The organism is Acidovorax sp. 1608163, from assembly GCF_003669015.1.
Taxonomy (GTDB): domain Bacteria; phylum Pseudomonadota; class Gammaproteobacteria; order Burkholderiales; family Burkholderiaceae_C; genus Acidovorax.
In genome coordinates, this window is the sequence record NZ_CP033069.1 from 2,354,728 (window position 1) to 2,369,079 (window position 14,352).

At 66.3% G+C, this 14,352-nt stretch carries 14 protein-coding genes; 5 read left to right on the plus strand and 9 right to left on the minus strand.

What is annotated here, in order from left to right; translation table 11 throughout:
- Positions 1–37: 37 nt before the first annotated feature.
- Genes EAG14_RS10545 through EAG14_RS10555 form a run of 3 tightly spaced genes read right to left on the minus strand, consistent with a single transcriptional unit; the run spans position 38 to position 2,511 of the window.
- Entirely contained in the window at positions 38–592 is a 555-nt protein-coding gene (locus tag EAG14_RS10545; RefSeq protein ID WP_121728822.1) for a DUF3592 domain-containing protein, read from the minus strand.
- Positions 592–1,239 (minus strand): DUF3592 domain-containing protein, encoded by a 648-nt coding sequence (locus EAG14_RS10550; RefSeq protein WP_121728823.1) that lies wholly within the window; start codon positions 1,237–1,239, stop codon positions 592–594. The genes EAG14_RS10545 and EAG14_RS10550 overlap by 1 nt, the downstream gene beginning before the upstream one ends.
- A gap of 27 nt (positions 1,240–1,266) precedes the next feature.
- On the minus strand, positions 1,267–2,511 hold the full coding sequence (locus tag EAG14_RS10555) for a hypothetical protein (RefSeq protein ID WP_121728824.1): 1,245 nt from the start codon (positions 2,509–2,511) through the stop codon (positions 1,267–1,269).
- A gap of 326 nt (positions 2,512–2,837) precedes the next feature.
- On the opposite strand from EAG14_RS10555, the gene EAG14_RS10560 reads away from it, so the two are divergent.
- The gene (locus tag EAG14_RS10560; protein WP_121728825.1) at positions 2,838–3,326 is read left to right on the plus strand and encodes an EVE domain-containing protein; all 489 of its coding nucleotides are present in this window, start codon (positions 2,838–2,840) and stop codon (positions 3,324–3,326) included.
- Positions 3,327–3,382: 56 nt separating this feature from the next.
- Here the strand turns inward: EAG14_RS10560 and EAG14_RS10565 are convergent, their stop codons facing one another.
- The 3 genes from EAG14_RS10565 to EAG14_RS10575 all read right to left on the minus strand — a co-directional run bounded on the left by EAG14_RS10565 (position 3,383) and on the right by EAG14_RS10575 (position 5,532).
- A complete protein-coding gene (locus EAG14_RS10565) occupies positions 3,383–4,336 on the minus strand; it encodes a class I SAM-dependent methyltransferase (RefSeq protein ID WP_121728826.1) in 954 nt (317 codons plus the stop codon).
- A gap of 168 nt (positions 4,337–4,504) precedes the next feature.
- On the minus strand, positions 4,505–5,125 hold the full coding sequence (locus tag EAG14_RS10570) for an NUDIX domain-containing protein (protein WP_099655436.1): 621 nt from the start codon (positions 5,123–5,125) through the stop codon (positions 4,505–4,507).
- The gene (locus tag EAG14_RS10575; RefSeq protein WP_121728827.1) at positions 5,122–5,532 is read right to left on the minus strand and encodes a DUF4406 domain-containing protein; all 411 of its coding nucleotides are present in this window, start codon (positions 5,530–5,532) and stop codon (positions 5,122–5,124) included. The genes EAG14_RS10570 and EAG14_RS10575 overlap by 4 nt, the downstream gene beginning before the upstream one ends.
- 96 nt (positions 5,533–5,628) lie before the next feature.
- Here EAG14_RS10575 and EAG14_RS10580 point away from each other — a divergent pair, with 96 nt between their 5' ends.
- On the plus strand, positions 5,629–6,390 hold the full coding sequence (locus EAG14_RS10580; protein ID WP_099741141.1) for a DeoR/GlpR family DNA-binding transcription regulator: 762 nt from the start codon (positions 5,629–5,631) through the stop codon (positions 6,388–6,390).
- On the opposite strand, the gene EAG14_RS10585 is transcribed toward EAG14_RS10580, so the two are convergent.
- Positions 6,391–7,293, minus strand: a complete 903-nt coding sequence (locus EAG14_RS10585) for a LysR family transcriptional regulator (RefSeq protein ID WP_121728828.1) — start codon at positions 7,291–7,293, stop codon at positions 6,391–6,393. It lies immediately after the preceding gene.
- A gap of 184 nt (positions 7,294–7,477) precedes the next feature.
- Between EAG14_RS10585 and EAG14_RS10590 the strand changes: the two genes are divergently transcribed.
- Entirely contained in the window at positions 7,478–8,455 is a 978-nt protein-coding gene (locus EAG14_RS10590) for a DMT family transporter (RefSeq protein WP_121728829.1), read from the plus strand.
- Positions 8,456–8,464: 9 nt separating this feature from the next.
- Here the strand turns inward: EAG14_RS10590 and EAG14_RS10595 are convergent, their stop codons facing one another.
- Both EAG14_RS10595 and EAG14_RS10600 read right to left on the minus strand, forming a co-directional pair.
- Complete coding sequence (locus EAG14_RS10595) at positions 8,465–9,967, minus strand: sigma-54 dependent transcriptional regulator (protein WP_240457002.1); 1,503 nt, start codon at positions 9,965–9,967, stop codon at positions 8,465–8,467.
- The gene (locus EAG14_RS10600) at positions 9,910–11,814 is read right to left on the minus strand and encodes a sensor histidine kinase (RefSeq protein ID WP_121728830.1); all 1,905 of its coding nucleotides are present in this window, start codon (positions 11,812–11,814) and stop codon (positions 9,910–9,912) included. The genes EAG14_RS10595 and EAG14_RS10600 overlap by 58 nt, the downstream gene beginning before the upstream one ends.
- 197 nt (positions 11,815–12,011) lie before the next feature.
- Here EAG14_RS10600 and EAG14_RS10605 point away from each other — a divergent pair, with 197 nt between their 5' ends.
- On the plus strand, positions 12,012–12,689 hold the full coding sequence (locus tag EAG14_RS10605; protein ID WP_121728831.1) for a DUF4166 domain-containing protein: 678 nt from the start codon (positions 12,012–12,014) through the stop codon (positions 12,687–12,689).
- A gap of 37 nt (positions 12,690–12,726) precedes the next feature.
- On the plus strand, positions 12,727–14,205 hold the full coding sequence (locus EAG14_RS10610) for a TIGR01777 family oxidoreductase (protein WP_121728832.1): 1,479 nt from the start codon (positions 12,727–12,729) through the stop codon (positions 14,203–14,205).
- Positions 14,206–14,352: the final 147 nt, after the last annotated feature.

Sequence of the window (14,352 nt, forward strand, 5' to 3'; positions counted from 1 at the left end):
GGCCCCGCCCACACCGCCCACACCACATTGCATCGCTTTATGCGTGGGCGGATTGCTGCCGCCTGCGCAGCAGCGTGCGCGCCACCCAAAACACCATGCTGCCCCCAAAGGCTCCAAACACCAGGGCCAGCCCCAACTGCAAGGCCAGCAGCCCGGGGCGCAGGCTGCGGTCCACGACCGATTCGGCGGGCTGTGCAGGGTTGACCCACACTGGCACCGGCTCGCCCGTGCGTTCAGCGCTCTGCAATCTGTGCCCCAGTCGCTCTTGAAAGCTGCCAATGTTGTCTGCGCGCGTGGTGATGGAGGCGCGGTCTCCGGTGTATTCCACCCCGGCCACCTGATAGCGGTAGTGGGTAGATACGCGGTAGGTGGTGCCGCCTTTGCTGGGCTTGTGGCTTTGGAGCGTGGCCGAATCCACTTGGGCCGGTACGCTGTGCCACGTTTGCATGCGCGCCCAGTCGTACACCATGGGCGCGGTCATGAAGAGCAGGATGCCCAGGCCTGCGGCGGCAAACGGCACAGCCAGCACGGCCAGCATGACCAGCCCAAGCAGCGTTTGCTTTTTGTCGGCAGCAGTGGCGCGTTTTTTCATCAAAGGGGCTTTCGGTGGCTGGCGGGGCCTTGGCGTTCTGCGCTCTGCCCAGGGTCGGCGTCTGCGGCCTTGCGCGCCAGGCGCAGGCTGCTCCAACTGAGCAGCAGCACCCACCAAAAGCCCAATCCCACGCCCGTGAAGCCGAGCCCAATCACCGCACTCAGCGCTAGCGATTCAAGGCTCAGACTGCGGTCTGCGACCGACTCGGAGGGCTGTGCAGGATTGACCCACACCTGCACCGGGGTGCCCGAGCGTTGGGCGGCCTCCAGCCCATCGCCCAGCTGTTTTTGGAACACCGTGTCCGAACCACTGTGAAATGAAGCCCGGTGCCCCTGGTATGCCTTGCCCTCTACTTCGTAGCGGTAACTCACCTCTACACGGTAGCCTCCACGGCCTTTGGGGTAAGGCTCCCACAGGGTGGCGGCTGATTCCACGACTGCCGGTGTGGCCCGCCATGACTGGGCGCGGGCCCAGTCCACCACGGTGGCCCCTGTGCCAAACAGCAGCATGCTCAGCCCGATCACGACAAAGGGCAGGATGAACAATGCCGCCAGGCTGAGCGTGAGCGGCGATGCCCCAGGCCCCGGGCGCCATGGGCTTGCGCGGGCGGAGGACGGAGGGGCGGACGGTGTGGATGAACGAGGCATCGAGGTGGTATGGACGCTGGGCTGCTTTCAGACCGATCGTGCGGGCAGCCCGGTGGCTTTGGCCAGCGCCTGCAGCATCTGGTCGGCCACCGCCCTGCCCCGCAGGCTGTCGGCCACGGTGATGGTCTTGCCGTTCTTCAGCGCCACCCGAATCCGAAACCACACCGTGTGCCGCGTGCCGGTTTGCGAGGTGTAGCTCTGCACCAGTTGCAGCCCCCGTAAATCGCTGCGGGGCACCTGGTGCCAGGCAAAAATGAAGCCCAGCAAGCGCCGCTCGGTGCGCAGGCCCTGGGGGCTGAACTGCACCTTCAGGCTGTTGCTCAGCGCAAAAAAGGCCCACGCGGCAAAACCCCCGCCCAGGCCGCCAAACACCAGGGGAAATATCAGCGGGGCCCCCATGCGGCCTGCAAACACGCCAAAGCTGCCAAAGCTCAAACCAAACACCAGCCACGCCAGGTGTTGCTGCCAGGTTCGGCCATAGGGCAAATACAGTTCCACCCCGCCGGGCGTGTGCTGCAGGTGGGCCACCTCGTCCAGCTGCGCCTTGCGCGACTGGACCGCCGCAGGGTGCTGGGCTGCGTCCAACACCAGATGTTGCGATGCCTCGCCCGTGGCGTAGACGGGCACATCAAAGTGCCGCTCAAACGCCAGCGGTGGGTCGCTGCGGCTTTCCAGGGTCAGGCACCAGGCATGGTGGTCGCCCTCCGTGGGCTCGGATTCAGGCAAGCCTTTGGGCACATCCAGCCGAAAGCTCAGCCGGATGCCATCGCCCTGCGGCTGCACTTGGGCCATGCCATCGCCCTGCCACAGCACGCTCTCGCGGGCCTCAGTGTCGCCGCCGGTGGTGCGGCGGGTGCTGTGGTGCAGGCACGCCAGCGTGGCCACAAACTGCAGCCCTGGCCGGTAGGCAACAGGCAGCACCGTGCTGGCGCCAAAGTGGCCGCCAATGCTGCCAGGGAAAGGGTCCAGCTGCAGCGCCACATCGCCAAAGCGGCGTGCGTCCCGCGTGGTGCGCACCGCCCCCACAAGCAAGCCCACGGCCACCAGCAGCATGACCCCGATGATCCCGGCCACCAGTGTCTCGCCCCGTGCCAGAGCCCGTGGAATCTGCACATAGGCCAGGGGCGTGGCCAGCAGGCTCCAGGCCACGGCGAAGCCCCACAGGATGATGACTTCCCACCGCTTGTGCGAGCGGATGCGGTTGGTGGCCCATGCTTTGCGCTCAAGCCACGGCTGGGCGCTGCGCGCCCGGGGTTGGGTTGGGGATGTCATGGGATGGCCACGCCTGGGGCGCCTGCAGCGGCGGCTGCGGCGGCCCATGCCGCACAAGGCAAAGCTCTGGGCACCATGCCCGCTCTCTCACATGTCCACCGTGGTGAATGCATGCCCATCCCCTCGCAAATGTTGTGGTGCACGGTGTGGGCGCCTGATTTAGAACCGGTTCCAAGACCCAAACCCCTGCACTCTTTGTGGTGTGGAATCAGTCTAACTTCCCGTCGGCAATTCAAGTCAAAATGGCACATGGCGCTTACGGAATAAGCGCCAAAAGCTATCAAATAAATAGCACAAACACCCTGTCAATCCTGCCCGCCAGCCCCATGACCACCTCCACCCAGGCTCCTACGCCCCGCTACTGGCTCATGAAGTCCGAGCCCGAAGAGTGCTCCATTGACGACGCCTTGGCCGCCCCTGGCGCCACCGTGCCCTGGACGGGCGTGCGCAACTACCAGGCGCGCAACTTCATGCGCGATGGCATGCAAGTGGGCGACGGCGTGCTGTTCTACCACTCCAGTTGCCCCGAGCCCGGCATTGCAGGCCTGGCCCGTGTGGCCAGCGGCACCCGGGCCGACCCGACGCAGTTCGACCCGACCTCACCGTATTTCGACCCTAAGTCTCCCGCCGACGCCCCCCGCTGGCTGCTGCTGGACGTGCAGGCCCTGCGCAAAACACGCCTCGTCAGCCTGGCCGAGCTGCGCAGCACCCCGGCGCTGGCCAGCATGCGGGTGCTGCAAAAGGGCAGCCGCTTGTCCATCACACCGGTGGAGCCTGGCGAGTGGGCGGCCGTGGCGCAACTGCTGGCCCGCTGAGCGTTGCGGCGGGGCTGCACACGCTGTTGCGGCGCTGATTGAGCACCGATTCAGCGCTACCCGGCCTGGTACACCAACACCTTCAGTGCCCTGCCCTCGTCCACATCGGCAAACACGGCAGGGTTGGCCACGCGCTCCAAAAACTTCAGCTCGGGTGCGAATTCCTGCATCTGGTTTTGCAAAAAGTCCACGCCCAGCTCGGGTGCGTTCAGGCACAGCAAGGCATGGCCGCCTGGTGCCAGCAAATCGGGCAGGCGCCGCATGAGGCGGGCATAGTCTTTGGTGGCCACGAAGCTGCCTTTTTGGTAGCTGGGCGGGTCCACGATGACCAGCCCATACGGCCCGCTGCGGGTGATCTTGCCCCAGCTGCTGAAAATGTCGTGCGCCAAAAAGCTGGCCCCGGTGGTGATGCCGTTGAGCTGATGGTTTTGCTGGCCAATGCCCATGGCGCCATGGCTCATGTCCACGTTGACCACCTGCTTGGCCCCGCCCTGCAGCGCCACCACTGAAAAGGCGCAGGTGTAGGCAAACAGGTTGAGCACCTTCAGACCATAGCGGTCTTGCCTGCGGGCCTCGGCATAGTTGCGCACCCAGCGGCGGCCTTCGGCCATGTCCAGGAACAGGCCATGGTTCTGGCCGCGCAGCACATGGGTTTTGAAGCGAGCGCCCTGCTCGGTCACGGTGTGCGGGTCAGGCACCTCGCCTTGCATCAGCCGCGTTTCGGTGCGGCCCTGGGTGCGCAGCGCTTCGTTGCGGCACTGAAACACCCAGTTCAGCGGCTGGCCTGGGGCGATGGAATTCCAGCGTTCCGCCAGAGCCGCGCCGATGGCCGCCAGTTGCCCCTCGGTTTCGTCGCCTGCAGGCAGAAAGCTGGTGAGCACAAAGACGGGTGGATAGGCATCCAGCGTCCACTGCTCGCAGCCTGGGTAGCGGCCCCCACGGCCGTGAAAGATGCGTTGCACATCGGTGGGCAGGGGCATGGAGGCGATGGCGTCGAGCAGGGCTTGCATTCGGTATGGCTTCTGGCAGTAGGGGCGTAGGTGCCCCAAAAACTGGCTGCCGCTGCAGGACTGGCACGGCAAAGGCTGCCGGTGTGTGTCGCTGGGAGCGGAGGGATTCGAGGGCTCTGAAGCTTACTTGTTCTTTGCCTCTTTGCAGCTTCCAGCCGCGTCAGTTCGTCAGTGCCCGCCCTGCAATGCCTCCAGCGCCACATGCTGCAGCAACATGATGGTTTTGCCGTCCTCAATGGTGCCTGCACGGATGCCCGCCAGCGCTTCGCTCAGCGCCATCTCGACCACCTCGATGTCTTCGCCTTCGTGCGCCAACCCCCCGCCCTCTTGAACACGGTCTGCCGCTTCGTAGTCGGCCACAAAGAAGTGCAGCTTTTCGGTGACGGAGCCAGGGCTCATGTAGGCCTCAAACACCTTGCGGGGGGCGCGGATGCGGTAGCCGGTTTCTTCTTCGGCTTCGCGGCGGATGCAGGTCTCCGGGTCGTCGCCATCGAGCAGGCCGGCGCAGGCTTCCAGCAGATGGCCATCGGCGCAGCCGTTGAGGAACGCTGGCAGGCGGAACTGCCGCGTGAGCACCACCGTGCCGCGCCGTGGATTGAACAGCAGCAACGTGGCGCCGTTGCCCCGGTCGTAGGCCTCACGGCTCAGGCGCTGCCACTGGCCGTCGCGGCGTTGCAACTCGAACGTGACCTTGCGCAGCACATACCAGTCGTTCGACAGCAACTGCACGTCCAGCAGGCGCACATGCTCGGCCTGGGCGTTGATGGGGGCGGGTGAGGGGCGGCTCATGCGGCAGCCCCTTCGTGGCTCGCCGCCCGCACCGGCAATTCGTCGATGTGGTGGTACACCGGCAGGCCCCGCACCTGCGCCCGGGCCACATCCATGTCCGCACCACGCGATGCGCCGGGCAAGCGCAACACTGCGTCGCAGCGCGCCAGCAGCCGCTCAGCCACCGGGTACTGGTAGGCACGGAACACCGCATCGCCGGGCTCGCGCCCACCCGCCGCATGGATGATGGGCAACGCCAGCCATTCGCCCAACAACGGGAGATGGCCTCGCTCGTAGATGGGCAGTGCCGCAGCCTCCAGCCGCGCACGGTTGGCTGCGATTTTGGTGGGATCGCCGTCGGTGCCCGACAGGTAGGGGCCCGCAATCAGGACCAGCAGTGGGCGATCGGGTGCATCGGTGTCAGGCATTGGATTGTCAAAAGGTTGATTTGTGCAATATCATGCACTTTCAATTAAATTCGTGCAATCACATTTCTGCGCCTAACCTTTCAGACAAACCACGCCATGCTCACCACCCAGCGCAAGCAACTCATCCTCCAGCGCCTTCGGCAGGAGGGCCAGATCGTGGCCAAGGCATTCAGCGAAGAGCTGGGCATCTCAGAAGACACGGTACGGCGCGATCTGCGCGAGCTGGCCGCCGAAGGCCAGCTGCAGCGCGTGCACGGTGGTGCGCTGCCCGCTTCTGCCGCCATCGGTGATATGCAGGTGCGCGCTGTTTTGGCTCCCGACGAAAAACGGGCCCTGGGCCGCGCTGGCGCAGCGCTGGTGCAGCCGGGCCAGGTGGTGATCCTGGACGGAGGCACCACATCGCTGCAAGTGGTGCAGCACCTGCCGCTCACCCTGCGCGCCACGGTGGTCACCCACAGCCCCACCATTGCGGTAGCACTGACTGGCCATGCGCAGATCGAGGTGCTGGTGTTGGGCGGCCGTCTGTTTCGGCATTCCATGGTGAACGTGGGCGCCAGCGTGGTGGAAGCCGCCGCCCGGCTTCGCGCGGATCTGTACCTCATGGGGGTGACTGGTGTGCACGCCCAGGCGGGGCTGACCACGGGCGATTTTGAAGAGGCCGCAGTCAAGCGGGCACTGCACGAGCGCGCGGCCGAGACCGTGGTGCTGGCCTCTGCGGACAAGCTGGGTGCGGCTTCAACTTTCACTATTGCCCCCCTCAGCGAACTTGCGGCCCTGGTGGTGCCCGCCTCCACCCCAGCCCCCTTGCGCAAAAAGCTTCAGGCGGGCGGCGTGAAGGTCAGCACCGCCATGGCCTGATCAGCTGGCAGACGCCGCGCTCTGGCGCAAATGGGCCACCAGCGCCTGTGCAAAGCCGGACAGCACCGCGCCCTTGCGCACGCAAATCTGCAGGTCGCGCTGTGCCCAGGGCTCGTTCATTTCCAGCACCACGGGCGGCTCGCTCAACCCTGCCACCTGCAAGGCGGCACCCCGTGGCACCAGGCCAATGCCCACACCTGCCCCGACCATGCGGCACACGGCCTCAAAACTGCGCACCTGGATGCGCACATCGAGGTGGCGCCCCAGTGCGGCTGCTGCGTTCATCGTGAAAGTGTGGATGGCAGAGCCCGCATGCAACATGACAAAGGCATGGTCAATCACCTCGGCAAACCCCACCTGCGAGCGCCCTGCCAGCCCATGGCCTGCAGGCACGATGAGCACCAGGCGGTCCTGCCGGTACGGAACCAGTTCCACCCCCGCGCCCGAGCCACTGTCTGCCAGCACGCCCACCTCGATCTCACCACCGGCCACCGCCACCACAATTTCTGCGCTGGTGCGCTCCTCCAGCGTCACGCTCACCTGCGGGTGCTGCTTCAAAAAACCGGCCAGGTCGTCGGGCAAAAAGGTGTGCGTGGCGTGCGTGTTGGCCCACAGGCTGACATGGCCGCGAATGCCCGATGCAAACGGCTGCAGGTTGGCGTGCATTTGCTCGATGCGCGCAAACACCTCGCGGGCGTTGCGCAGCAGGGCCTCGCCCGCAGGCGTGAGGGCCAGGCCCCGGGTCTGGCGCTCAAACAGCGGCGTGTTCAGGGCATCCTCCAGCCGCCGCAGCCGGTGGCTGGCCGACGAAGGGGCCAGGCAAGCCCGCGCGGCGCCGCGTGTGAGGTTGCGCTCCTCGGCCATGGCCACAAACAGGCGCAAATCCACAAGGTCGTAGTTCACAAACGGGCTCCTGGCTGGGGTGGCGGACTGTGCGCTGCGTTCGTATTTAACGAACGCATGCTTGGGGAATGGGCAATTGTGCCGCCGGTGCGCCTCAGGGATCATCGCCCATCGTTGAACCCTTGCCACGGCAAGCGTTCGCCCTGTCCGCATCACTTACCCATTTTGGACGCTGCCCCTTCCCATGCCCTGGAAACACTGGTCCGCCGAACGCCTCGGCATTGTTCTGGCCGTTTTGGCTGCCCTGGGCTTTTCCTTTAAAGCCATTTTTGTGAAGCTGGCCTACGCGGTGCCGCAAGCCGTGCCGGTGGATTCGGTCACCCTGCTGGCCCTGCGCATGGCGTTTTCCGTGCCCGTGTTTGCCTGGGTGGGTTGGCGCGCCAGCCGCGCCCTGGCCCCGCTGCCTCGGCGCGACTGGTTGGTGGTCATCGCGCTGGGCTTGCTGGGGTACTACGGCTCCAGCATCCTCGACTTCATGGGCTTGCAGTACATCACCGCCAGCCTGGAGCGGCTGATCCTGTTCACCTACCCCACCCTCACCATCCTGATTGGCGTGCTGTTCATGGGCAAACGGGCATCTCGGCGCGAGCTGGGGGCGCTGCTGCTGTCCTATGCGGGCATTGGCCTGGCGTTTGCGCACGACTTGCACATTGCGGGGGACACGCGCGCCGTGCTCATCGGGGCCGGTTTTGTGTTCGGCTCAGCGGTGTCTTACGCGTTCTATCAGGCGGGCAGCGAGCCTGCCATCCGCAGGCTGGGCGCAGCGCACTTCACCGCCTTGGCCATGTTGGTCTCCACGGGTGCCACGCTGCTGCACTTTGGGGTGTCGCAGCCTGTGGGCGCGTTGGTGCAGCCCACCCCGGTCTATCTGCACGCGTTGGGCATGGCCCTTTTCTCGACCGTGCTGCCCGTGTTCATGACCTCGGCCGCCATCCGCCGCATTGGCGCCGCCAAAACCGCGCTGATCGGCACGCTGGGGCCGGTGCTCACGATCTTTTTTGGCTGCTGGTTGCTGGACGAGCCCTTGTCCTGGCCGCAGATGGCGGGGGCGGCGCTGGTGTTGGCGGGGGTGTTGTTGATCAGCAAGCGGGGGGTGCCTGCAGTGAGTCCATCCCCGAGTGCTGTTCATCCGTTAGCCAAGCCGGGCACCCCATCTGCCTGAGCCACCGCTTCAACGCAAGCCCAACCGCGTCATCTTCTTGATCAGCCCCACCCGCGAGATTCCCAGCCGCCGGGCGGCCTCCGACTGATTGCCAGCCACCGCCGCCAGCGTGTCGCGGAGCATGCGCACTTCCAGCTCCATCAGGGCTGCGTCCAGTGGCCCGGTGCTGCCCTGCGTGCCAAGTGTGGCGTGGTGGGCGGGGGCAATGTCGCTTGCGTCGGGTAGGTCGCCGCTGGCCAGTTGCAGCAGCTCGGCATCGACCTCACGCTGGCCAGGCATCAGCAGTGCCCCGGCAGACTCCACCACGGCCTTGAGCTCGCGCACATTGCCCGGCCACTCGCGCGCCATCAGCCACGCCAGGGCGCTGGCCGACAGGCTGGCGCGGTGCGCCACGCGGTGCAAAAAGCGCGTGGCAAGCAACGGGATGTCGGCGGGCCGCTCGGCCAGCGGCGGGGTGCGCAGCACCACGCCCTTGAGGCGGTAAAACAGGTCTTCGCGGAACGTGCCTTCGCGCACCATCGCTTCCAGGTCGCGGTGGGTGGCGGCCACCACACGGGTGTCGGCGCGCTTGGGCACACGGCCGCCCACGGGCACAAAAGTGCCCTCTTGCAAAAAGCGCAGTAGCTTGACCTGCATGGGCGGCGGCATTTCGCCCACCTCGTCCAGAAACAGCGTGCCGCCGTGTGCAGCCTCCACCAGGCCGGGCTGGTCGCGGTAGGCCCCGGTGAAGCTGCCCTTCATGTGCCCGAAAAGCTCGCTCTCCAGCAGCTCGGCCGACAGGGCGCCGCAGTGGATGGCGACAAAGGCCTCGCTCTTGCGGGCGCTGCAGGCGTGCAAGGCGCGGGCCACCAGTTCTTTACCGGTGCCCGTGGGGCCCAGCACCAGCACGCTGACGTGGGTGGGTGCCACGCGGCGCACCAGGGCGCGCAATTGCACCGTGGCCGCCGCCTGCCCCACCATACCCAGGTCGTCCAGCGACTGCCCTGCGCGCAGGGTTGCCAGTTCGGCATCCAGCCTCGCCTTGCGCAGCCCGCGTGCCACCACAAACCGCAGCATGTCGGGGTCGATGGGTTTGGTCAGAAAGTCCCAGGCGCCCAGCTCGGTGGCGCGCAGGGCCAGCGCGTGGTCCCCGTGGCCGGTCAGCACCACCACCGGCACACGCGCAAAACGCGGAATCAGCTCCAGGCCGATCTCCGGGTCCATGTGCGGCGGCATGGCCAGGTCCAGCAGCACCAGTTCAGGCTGCTGTTTGGCAAACGCCGCCAGGGCCTGCTCGCCATCGCCCGCCAGCGTGACGGTGTGGCCCAGGTTGCGCAAAAAGGCACCGCCCAGCCGCTGAAAAGCCGCCTCGTCGTCGACCAGCAGCACATGGCCGTTCTGCGGCTCGCCTGCTGGCGTGGCGTCTTGCCCTGCATCCGGCGGGGCGTCGGCGGCGTTGTCTGTGGTGTTGGCGGTCATGGCAGGCGTTGTGTCGTCGTCAAAGGAAAGCGCAGCGTGAAGCAGGTGCTCCATGGCGGCCGCTCTGTCAGCGCCACCGAGCCACCGTGCGCGGCCATGATGCGGGCCACGATGGCCAGGCCCAGCCCGGTGCCACCGGGGCTGCGCGATGCAAAGGGCTCGAATAGGCGGCTGCGGATTTCATCCGGCACGCCGGGGCCGGCGTCGCAGATGTGCAGCAGCACGGCGTTGTCGGTGGTTTCTGCGTCGATGTGCACGGGGCTGTGGGTTGCTGCCGCTGTTGCGCCGCCACCGGCATCGGTATACCCGGCATCGGACGCCAGTGCGATGCGCGCGTTCTCTAGCAAGTTGGTCAGCGCCTGGTCCACGCGCCGGGGGTCGGCCTGCAGCACCAGCGGCTGGGCCAGGCCCGCACCCAGGCTCACCTCCGGCAGGCGCAGGGCCGCGTTGCGCACATGGGCGGCCAGGTCCAGTTCACGGGGCACCAGCTTCCAGGGCTTGGCAAAGTCCAGCAGGTCGTGCGTCAGGTTGGCAATGCGCGCCACTTGGTCGGCCACCTCGCGCCGCGTCTCGCCGGGCGCCGCGGCCACGGCCACGGCCATCGAGATGATGTTGAGCGGGTTGCGGATATCGTGCGCCACCGTGGCGGCCAGCGCACCCAGCTCGGCCAGCCGCGCTTGCAACTGGCGCTCGCGTTCGCGGGCGGCAAACTGCTGGGCCTGCTCTACGCGCGCAGCGGCTTCAGCCACCACCGTACCAAACAGTTCGGCCACATGGCGCGGCCCGGGCGGTGCAGCGTCCCAGCCCTGCAGCGTGGTTTGCCAGCCTTGCTCGCCCGGGGTGCACACCAGCTGCGGGGTGCTCCCCGGTGGCGTTGATGGGGCTGATGACGTTGAGGGTGTTGTTGATGCGGACGGAGCGCCAATCTGCACCTCCACCTGCGTGCCAATGCGCGCACTCAGCAGCATGGCGGCCTGCTGCGCCAGGGCCTCGGGCGTCTCCGCCGACAGCAGCGCGCTGCGCCACGCACCCAGGTCGGCAATCGACACCTCACCCCCTGGGTAGATCAGCCGCTCGGCCACGCGGCGCACCGGGCCGTTGAGCGCCAGCACACTGGCCGCTACCGCCAGCCCACCCAGCCAGCGCGATTCAAACGGCAGCAGTGGCGTGAGCGCCAGCACCACCGCCCCCAGCGCCAGCAGCAGCGCCCACACCAAGGCGCGGCGCGCCCAGGCATTGGCCACAAACACGCCGTAGCGCAAGATGCCGTAGACCAAAATCAACGAGTACAGTGGCAGGCCGAGCAAGGGAAACGGATAGATCGGAAGATCCAGCACCGCAATGCCGTAGCCCGCCAGGCACAGCAGGCCCCACAGGCACGATGCGGTGACCGCAGCAATTTGCCGAAACTTTTGCCCGTCGCCAGACTGGCGTGCACGCAGCAAAGCATGCACCAGCACCGCCACACCTCCAATGCCCAGAATGACCCAGGCCATGCTGGCCACAGCGCCTACGGTGTCTGCAACCGCAATCCAGCCTATGTCACGGTGATGGATCAAGTGCCCTGGCACCAAAACCATGGAAACCACCGTAGCGCACCCGCCCAGCGCATAGGCTGCCGCAACACCCCAGCGTCCCAAGTCCACACGGCAAAACACCGTGCAGAAATGAAAGAACAGCGCAGAGGCAAATGGCGCCGTCGCCAGCAAGCGCATGGCCACAGGCTCGGTCTCTGGGCCTAGCCAGTTGGGTAGTTCGTTGCCCACCATCCACAGCGAGATGCCGGTCAAGAAAGCCGCCAAAAGCCGGGCACCCGCCACACGGTCTGCCCACGCCAGCAGCACGGCGGCCAGCACCAGCGTTTCGAGCACCGAAAACCCCAGGACGGCGTGGATCAGCATGTGCAGACAGGGTGGGCAAAGACGTTGCACATGGCGGAGACCTGTTCCTGGGGTTAACGGTGGGGGCTGCGCGCACTGTAAACCAAGTATGCAGGTCGGCCCGCGAATTTCAATGAAATCAAGCACTTGCAGCGCACGATGAGGCTGGCCCAGGTTTCGCAATAGACAGAGCAACCGCCACTCTTTCCGAGCCCGCCATGTTTGCCCTTTTCACCCCTGCGCCCCGCCACAGCGAAGCACCCGCGTTAAGCCCAGCCCGCGATCTGGATTTGCGCGCCTTGGTGGGGACCGCAGCCTGGGCACGCCTGCCCGCTGCCGTGCAGCGCCGCTTTGGCCTGGCACACGCCGATGTGAGCTACCACGGCCAGATGGAGCTGCGCTGCTCGCGGATCGGCCATGTCTATGCCGCATTGACCCGCCCTTGGGGTGGCCCGCTGACCCACCTCCACACCACCGCCCTGCCCGCCACCGTGCATGTGAGCCACAACGGGCGCGGCGGTGTGGTGTGGGAGCGGTGCTTTCACGCCAACACAGACACCGGCCAACGTACCGAGCGCACTGTGCGATCTACCAAGGAGCTGGACGCCGATGGCGGCTTGCTCGAGCGCACTGATGGGGGCCTGGCCATGTCGCTGGATGTGCTCGAAGAAGACGGCGCGTTGGTGTTTCGCAGCCGCCGCTTCTGGTGGGTGCTGGGGCGCCTGCGCATCCCTGTGCCCACCCTGCTCGCTCCGGGCACCTGCCGGGTCGCCCACACCGACCTGGGCGCAGGCCAGTTCCGCTTCACGCTGAGCATGGTGCACCCGCTGTGGGGCGAAACCTTCCACCAGTCTGGCGTATTCACCGACCCCGTGGTCGATGAGCGCACCGATTGACCTCCTACCCATTTTTCTTCTCACTGAGGGCAAAACCATGAATGCCATGAACACCATTTTTCTGCTGCTGTCCGTGCAGGCCGTGATGGGCGCGTTTGACAACCTGTGGCACCACGAGCTGGAGGCCCGGCTGCCGCAGCGCACCTCGGCGCGCTACGAGTTGGCACTGCATGCCGCACGCGAGGCCATCTACGGCATCGTCTTTTTCGGCCTGGCCTGGTTTGAATGGCGCGGCGCCTTTGCCGCGCTGCTAGCTGCCCTGCTGGTGATAGAGCTTGGCATTACCCTGGCCGACTTTTTGGAAGAAGACCGCACCCGCCGCCTGCCGCCGTTTGAGCGCTTGCTGCACACGCTGCTGACCATCAGTTACGGCCTGTTCCTGGGCCTGGTGGCGCCGGTGCTGTGGGGCTGGCTGCAGCAACCGACTGCCATGGTGCTGGCCCCGCACGGCTGGGTGTCTTGGCTGTTCACCGCCTACGCGGTGGGCGTGTGGGCCTGGAGCGTGCGCAATACGATCGCCACGGTGCACCTGTACCGCGTGGCTGCGTCTGCTCAGACTAGCGCTCCGCTTGCCAGCAGCCTCTCACCCCAGCCAGCTACTTTGGTCACCGGCGCTACAGGCTTTGTGGGCAGCGCCCTGGTGGCAGACCTGGTGCGCGATGGCCAGCGGGTGATCGTGCTGACGCGCGACGCACTGCAGGCCCGTGCCAGCTTTGGCCCGGGAGTGTGGGTGGTGGACACCCTGGACGCCATCCCCTCTGAAACGACCATCGACGCAGTGGTCAACCTGGCAGGTGCCCGCGTGCTGGGCATGCCCTGGACCCAGGCGCGCAGACGCCAGTTGCTGGCCAGCCGGGTGGACACCACCGTGGCCCTTGTCCACCTGATGCGCCGCCTGCAAAAGGCTCCGCGTGTACTGGTCAGCGCATCGGCCGTGGGCTTCTACGGCGCATCACCCAATGCGTCGATGGAGCCCTTGGACGAAACCGCCCCACCCCGCCCGGGCGAGTTCCAGTCCGACCTGTGCGCCGCCATCGAGCACGAGGCGCGGCGGGCAGAAGCGCTGGGCGTGCGGGTGGTGCGCATGCGGTTTGGGGTGGTGCTAGGGCACGGTGGTGGCGCGTACCCGATGCAAGCGCTGGCCGCCCGCCTGGGCCTGGGTGCTGTGCTGGGCCATGGGCGCCAGCCTGCTCCATGGATTCATCTGGCTGACGCGGTGGGGCTGGTGCGGTTTGCGATGGCGCACCACACCCTGCAAGGCCCCGTGAATGCTGTGGCGCCTGAGGCGGTGACACAGGCGGCGTTTGCGCGGGCCCTGGCCGCATCGTTTGGCCGACGCGCCTGGCTGCGCATGCCTGGGTTGCCGTTGCGGGTCTTGCTGGGGGAAATGTCCTCCCTCTTGCTGGACGGGCAGAACGCTGTGCCGTGCGAGGCAATTGCCCAGGACTACCGATTTGTGCATGCGCAACTGAGTGGTGCGCTGACAGACCTTACGTGGGCCGAAACGCACGCATGAACTTCGACCAGCGAAAATATTAGTCAAAACAGGCTCTAGCGCTTATTGGCAATCGCTGAAAACTATCAAAACAGTGGCAATGGACTCTCAGGTTCACCCCGACCTATGCCGAGTTCGGTGCTGCAGCAACCAGCGCCCGTGAGCCAC

Coding starts and splice junctions, on each gene's coding strand:
- EAG14_RS10590 (WP_121728829.1), top strand. CDS start 7,478: ATGCCCTGGAAACACTGGTCCGCCGAACGCCTCGGCATTGTTCTGGCC.
- EAG14_RS10580 (WP_099741141.1), top strand. CDS start 5,629: ATGCTCACCACCCAGCGCAAGCAACTCATCCTCCAGCGCCTTCGGCAG.
- EAG14_RS10595 (WP_240457002.1), bottom strand. CDS start 9,967: ATGGAGCACCTGCTTCACGCTGCGCTTTCCTTTGACGACGACACAACG.
- EAG14_RS10550 (WP_121728823.1), bottom strand. CDS start 1,239: ATGCCTCGTTCATCCACACCGTCCGCCCCTCCGTCCTCCGCCCGCGCA.
- EAG14_RS10575 (WP_121728827.1), bottom strand. CDS start 5,532: ATGCCTGACACCGATGCACCCGATCGCCCACTGCTGGTCCTGATTGCG.
- EAG14_RS10610 (WP_121728832.1), top strand. CDS start 12,727: ATGAATGCCATGAACACCATTTTTCTGCTGCTGTCCGTGCAGGCCGTG.
- EAG14_RS10560 (WP_121728825.1), top strand. CDS start 2,838: ATGACCACCTCCACCCAGGCTCCTACGCCCCGCTACTGGCTCATGAAG.
- EAG14_RS10555 (WP_121728824.1), bottom strand. CDS start 2,511: ATGACATCCCCAACCCAACCCCGGGCGCGCAGCGCCCAGCCGTGGCTT.
- EAG14_RS10605 (WP_121728831.1), top strand. CDS start 12,012: ATGTTTGCCCTTTTCACCCCTGCGCCCCGCCACAGCGAAGCACCCGCG.
- EAG14_RS10545 (WP_121728822.1), bottom strand. CDS start 592: ATGAAAAAACGCGCCACTGCTGCCGACAAAAAGCAAACGCTGCTTGGG.
- EAG14_RS10600 (WP_121728830.1), bottom strand. CDS start 11,814: ATGCTGATCCACGCCGTCCTGGGGTTTTCGGTGCTCGAAACGCTGGTG.
- EAG14_RS10570 (WP_099655436.1), bottom strand. CDS start 5,125: ATGAGCCGCCCCTCACCCGCCCCCATCAACGCCCAGGCCGAGCATGTG.
- EAG14_RS10565 (WP_121728826.1), bottom strand. CDS start 4,336: ATGCAAGCCCTGCTCGACGCCATCGCCTCCATGCCCCTGCCCACCGAT.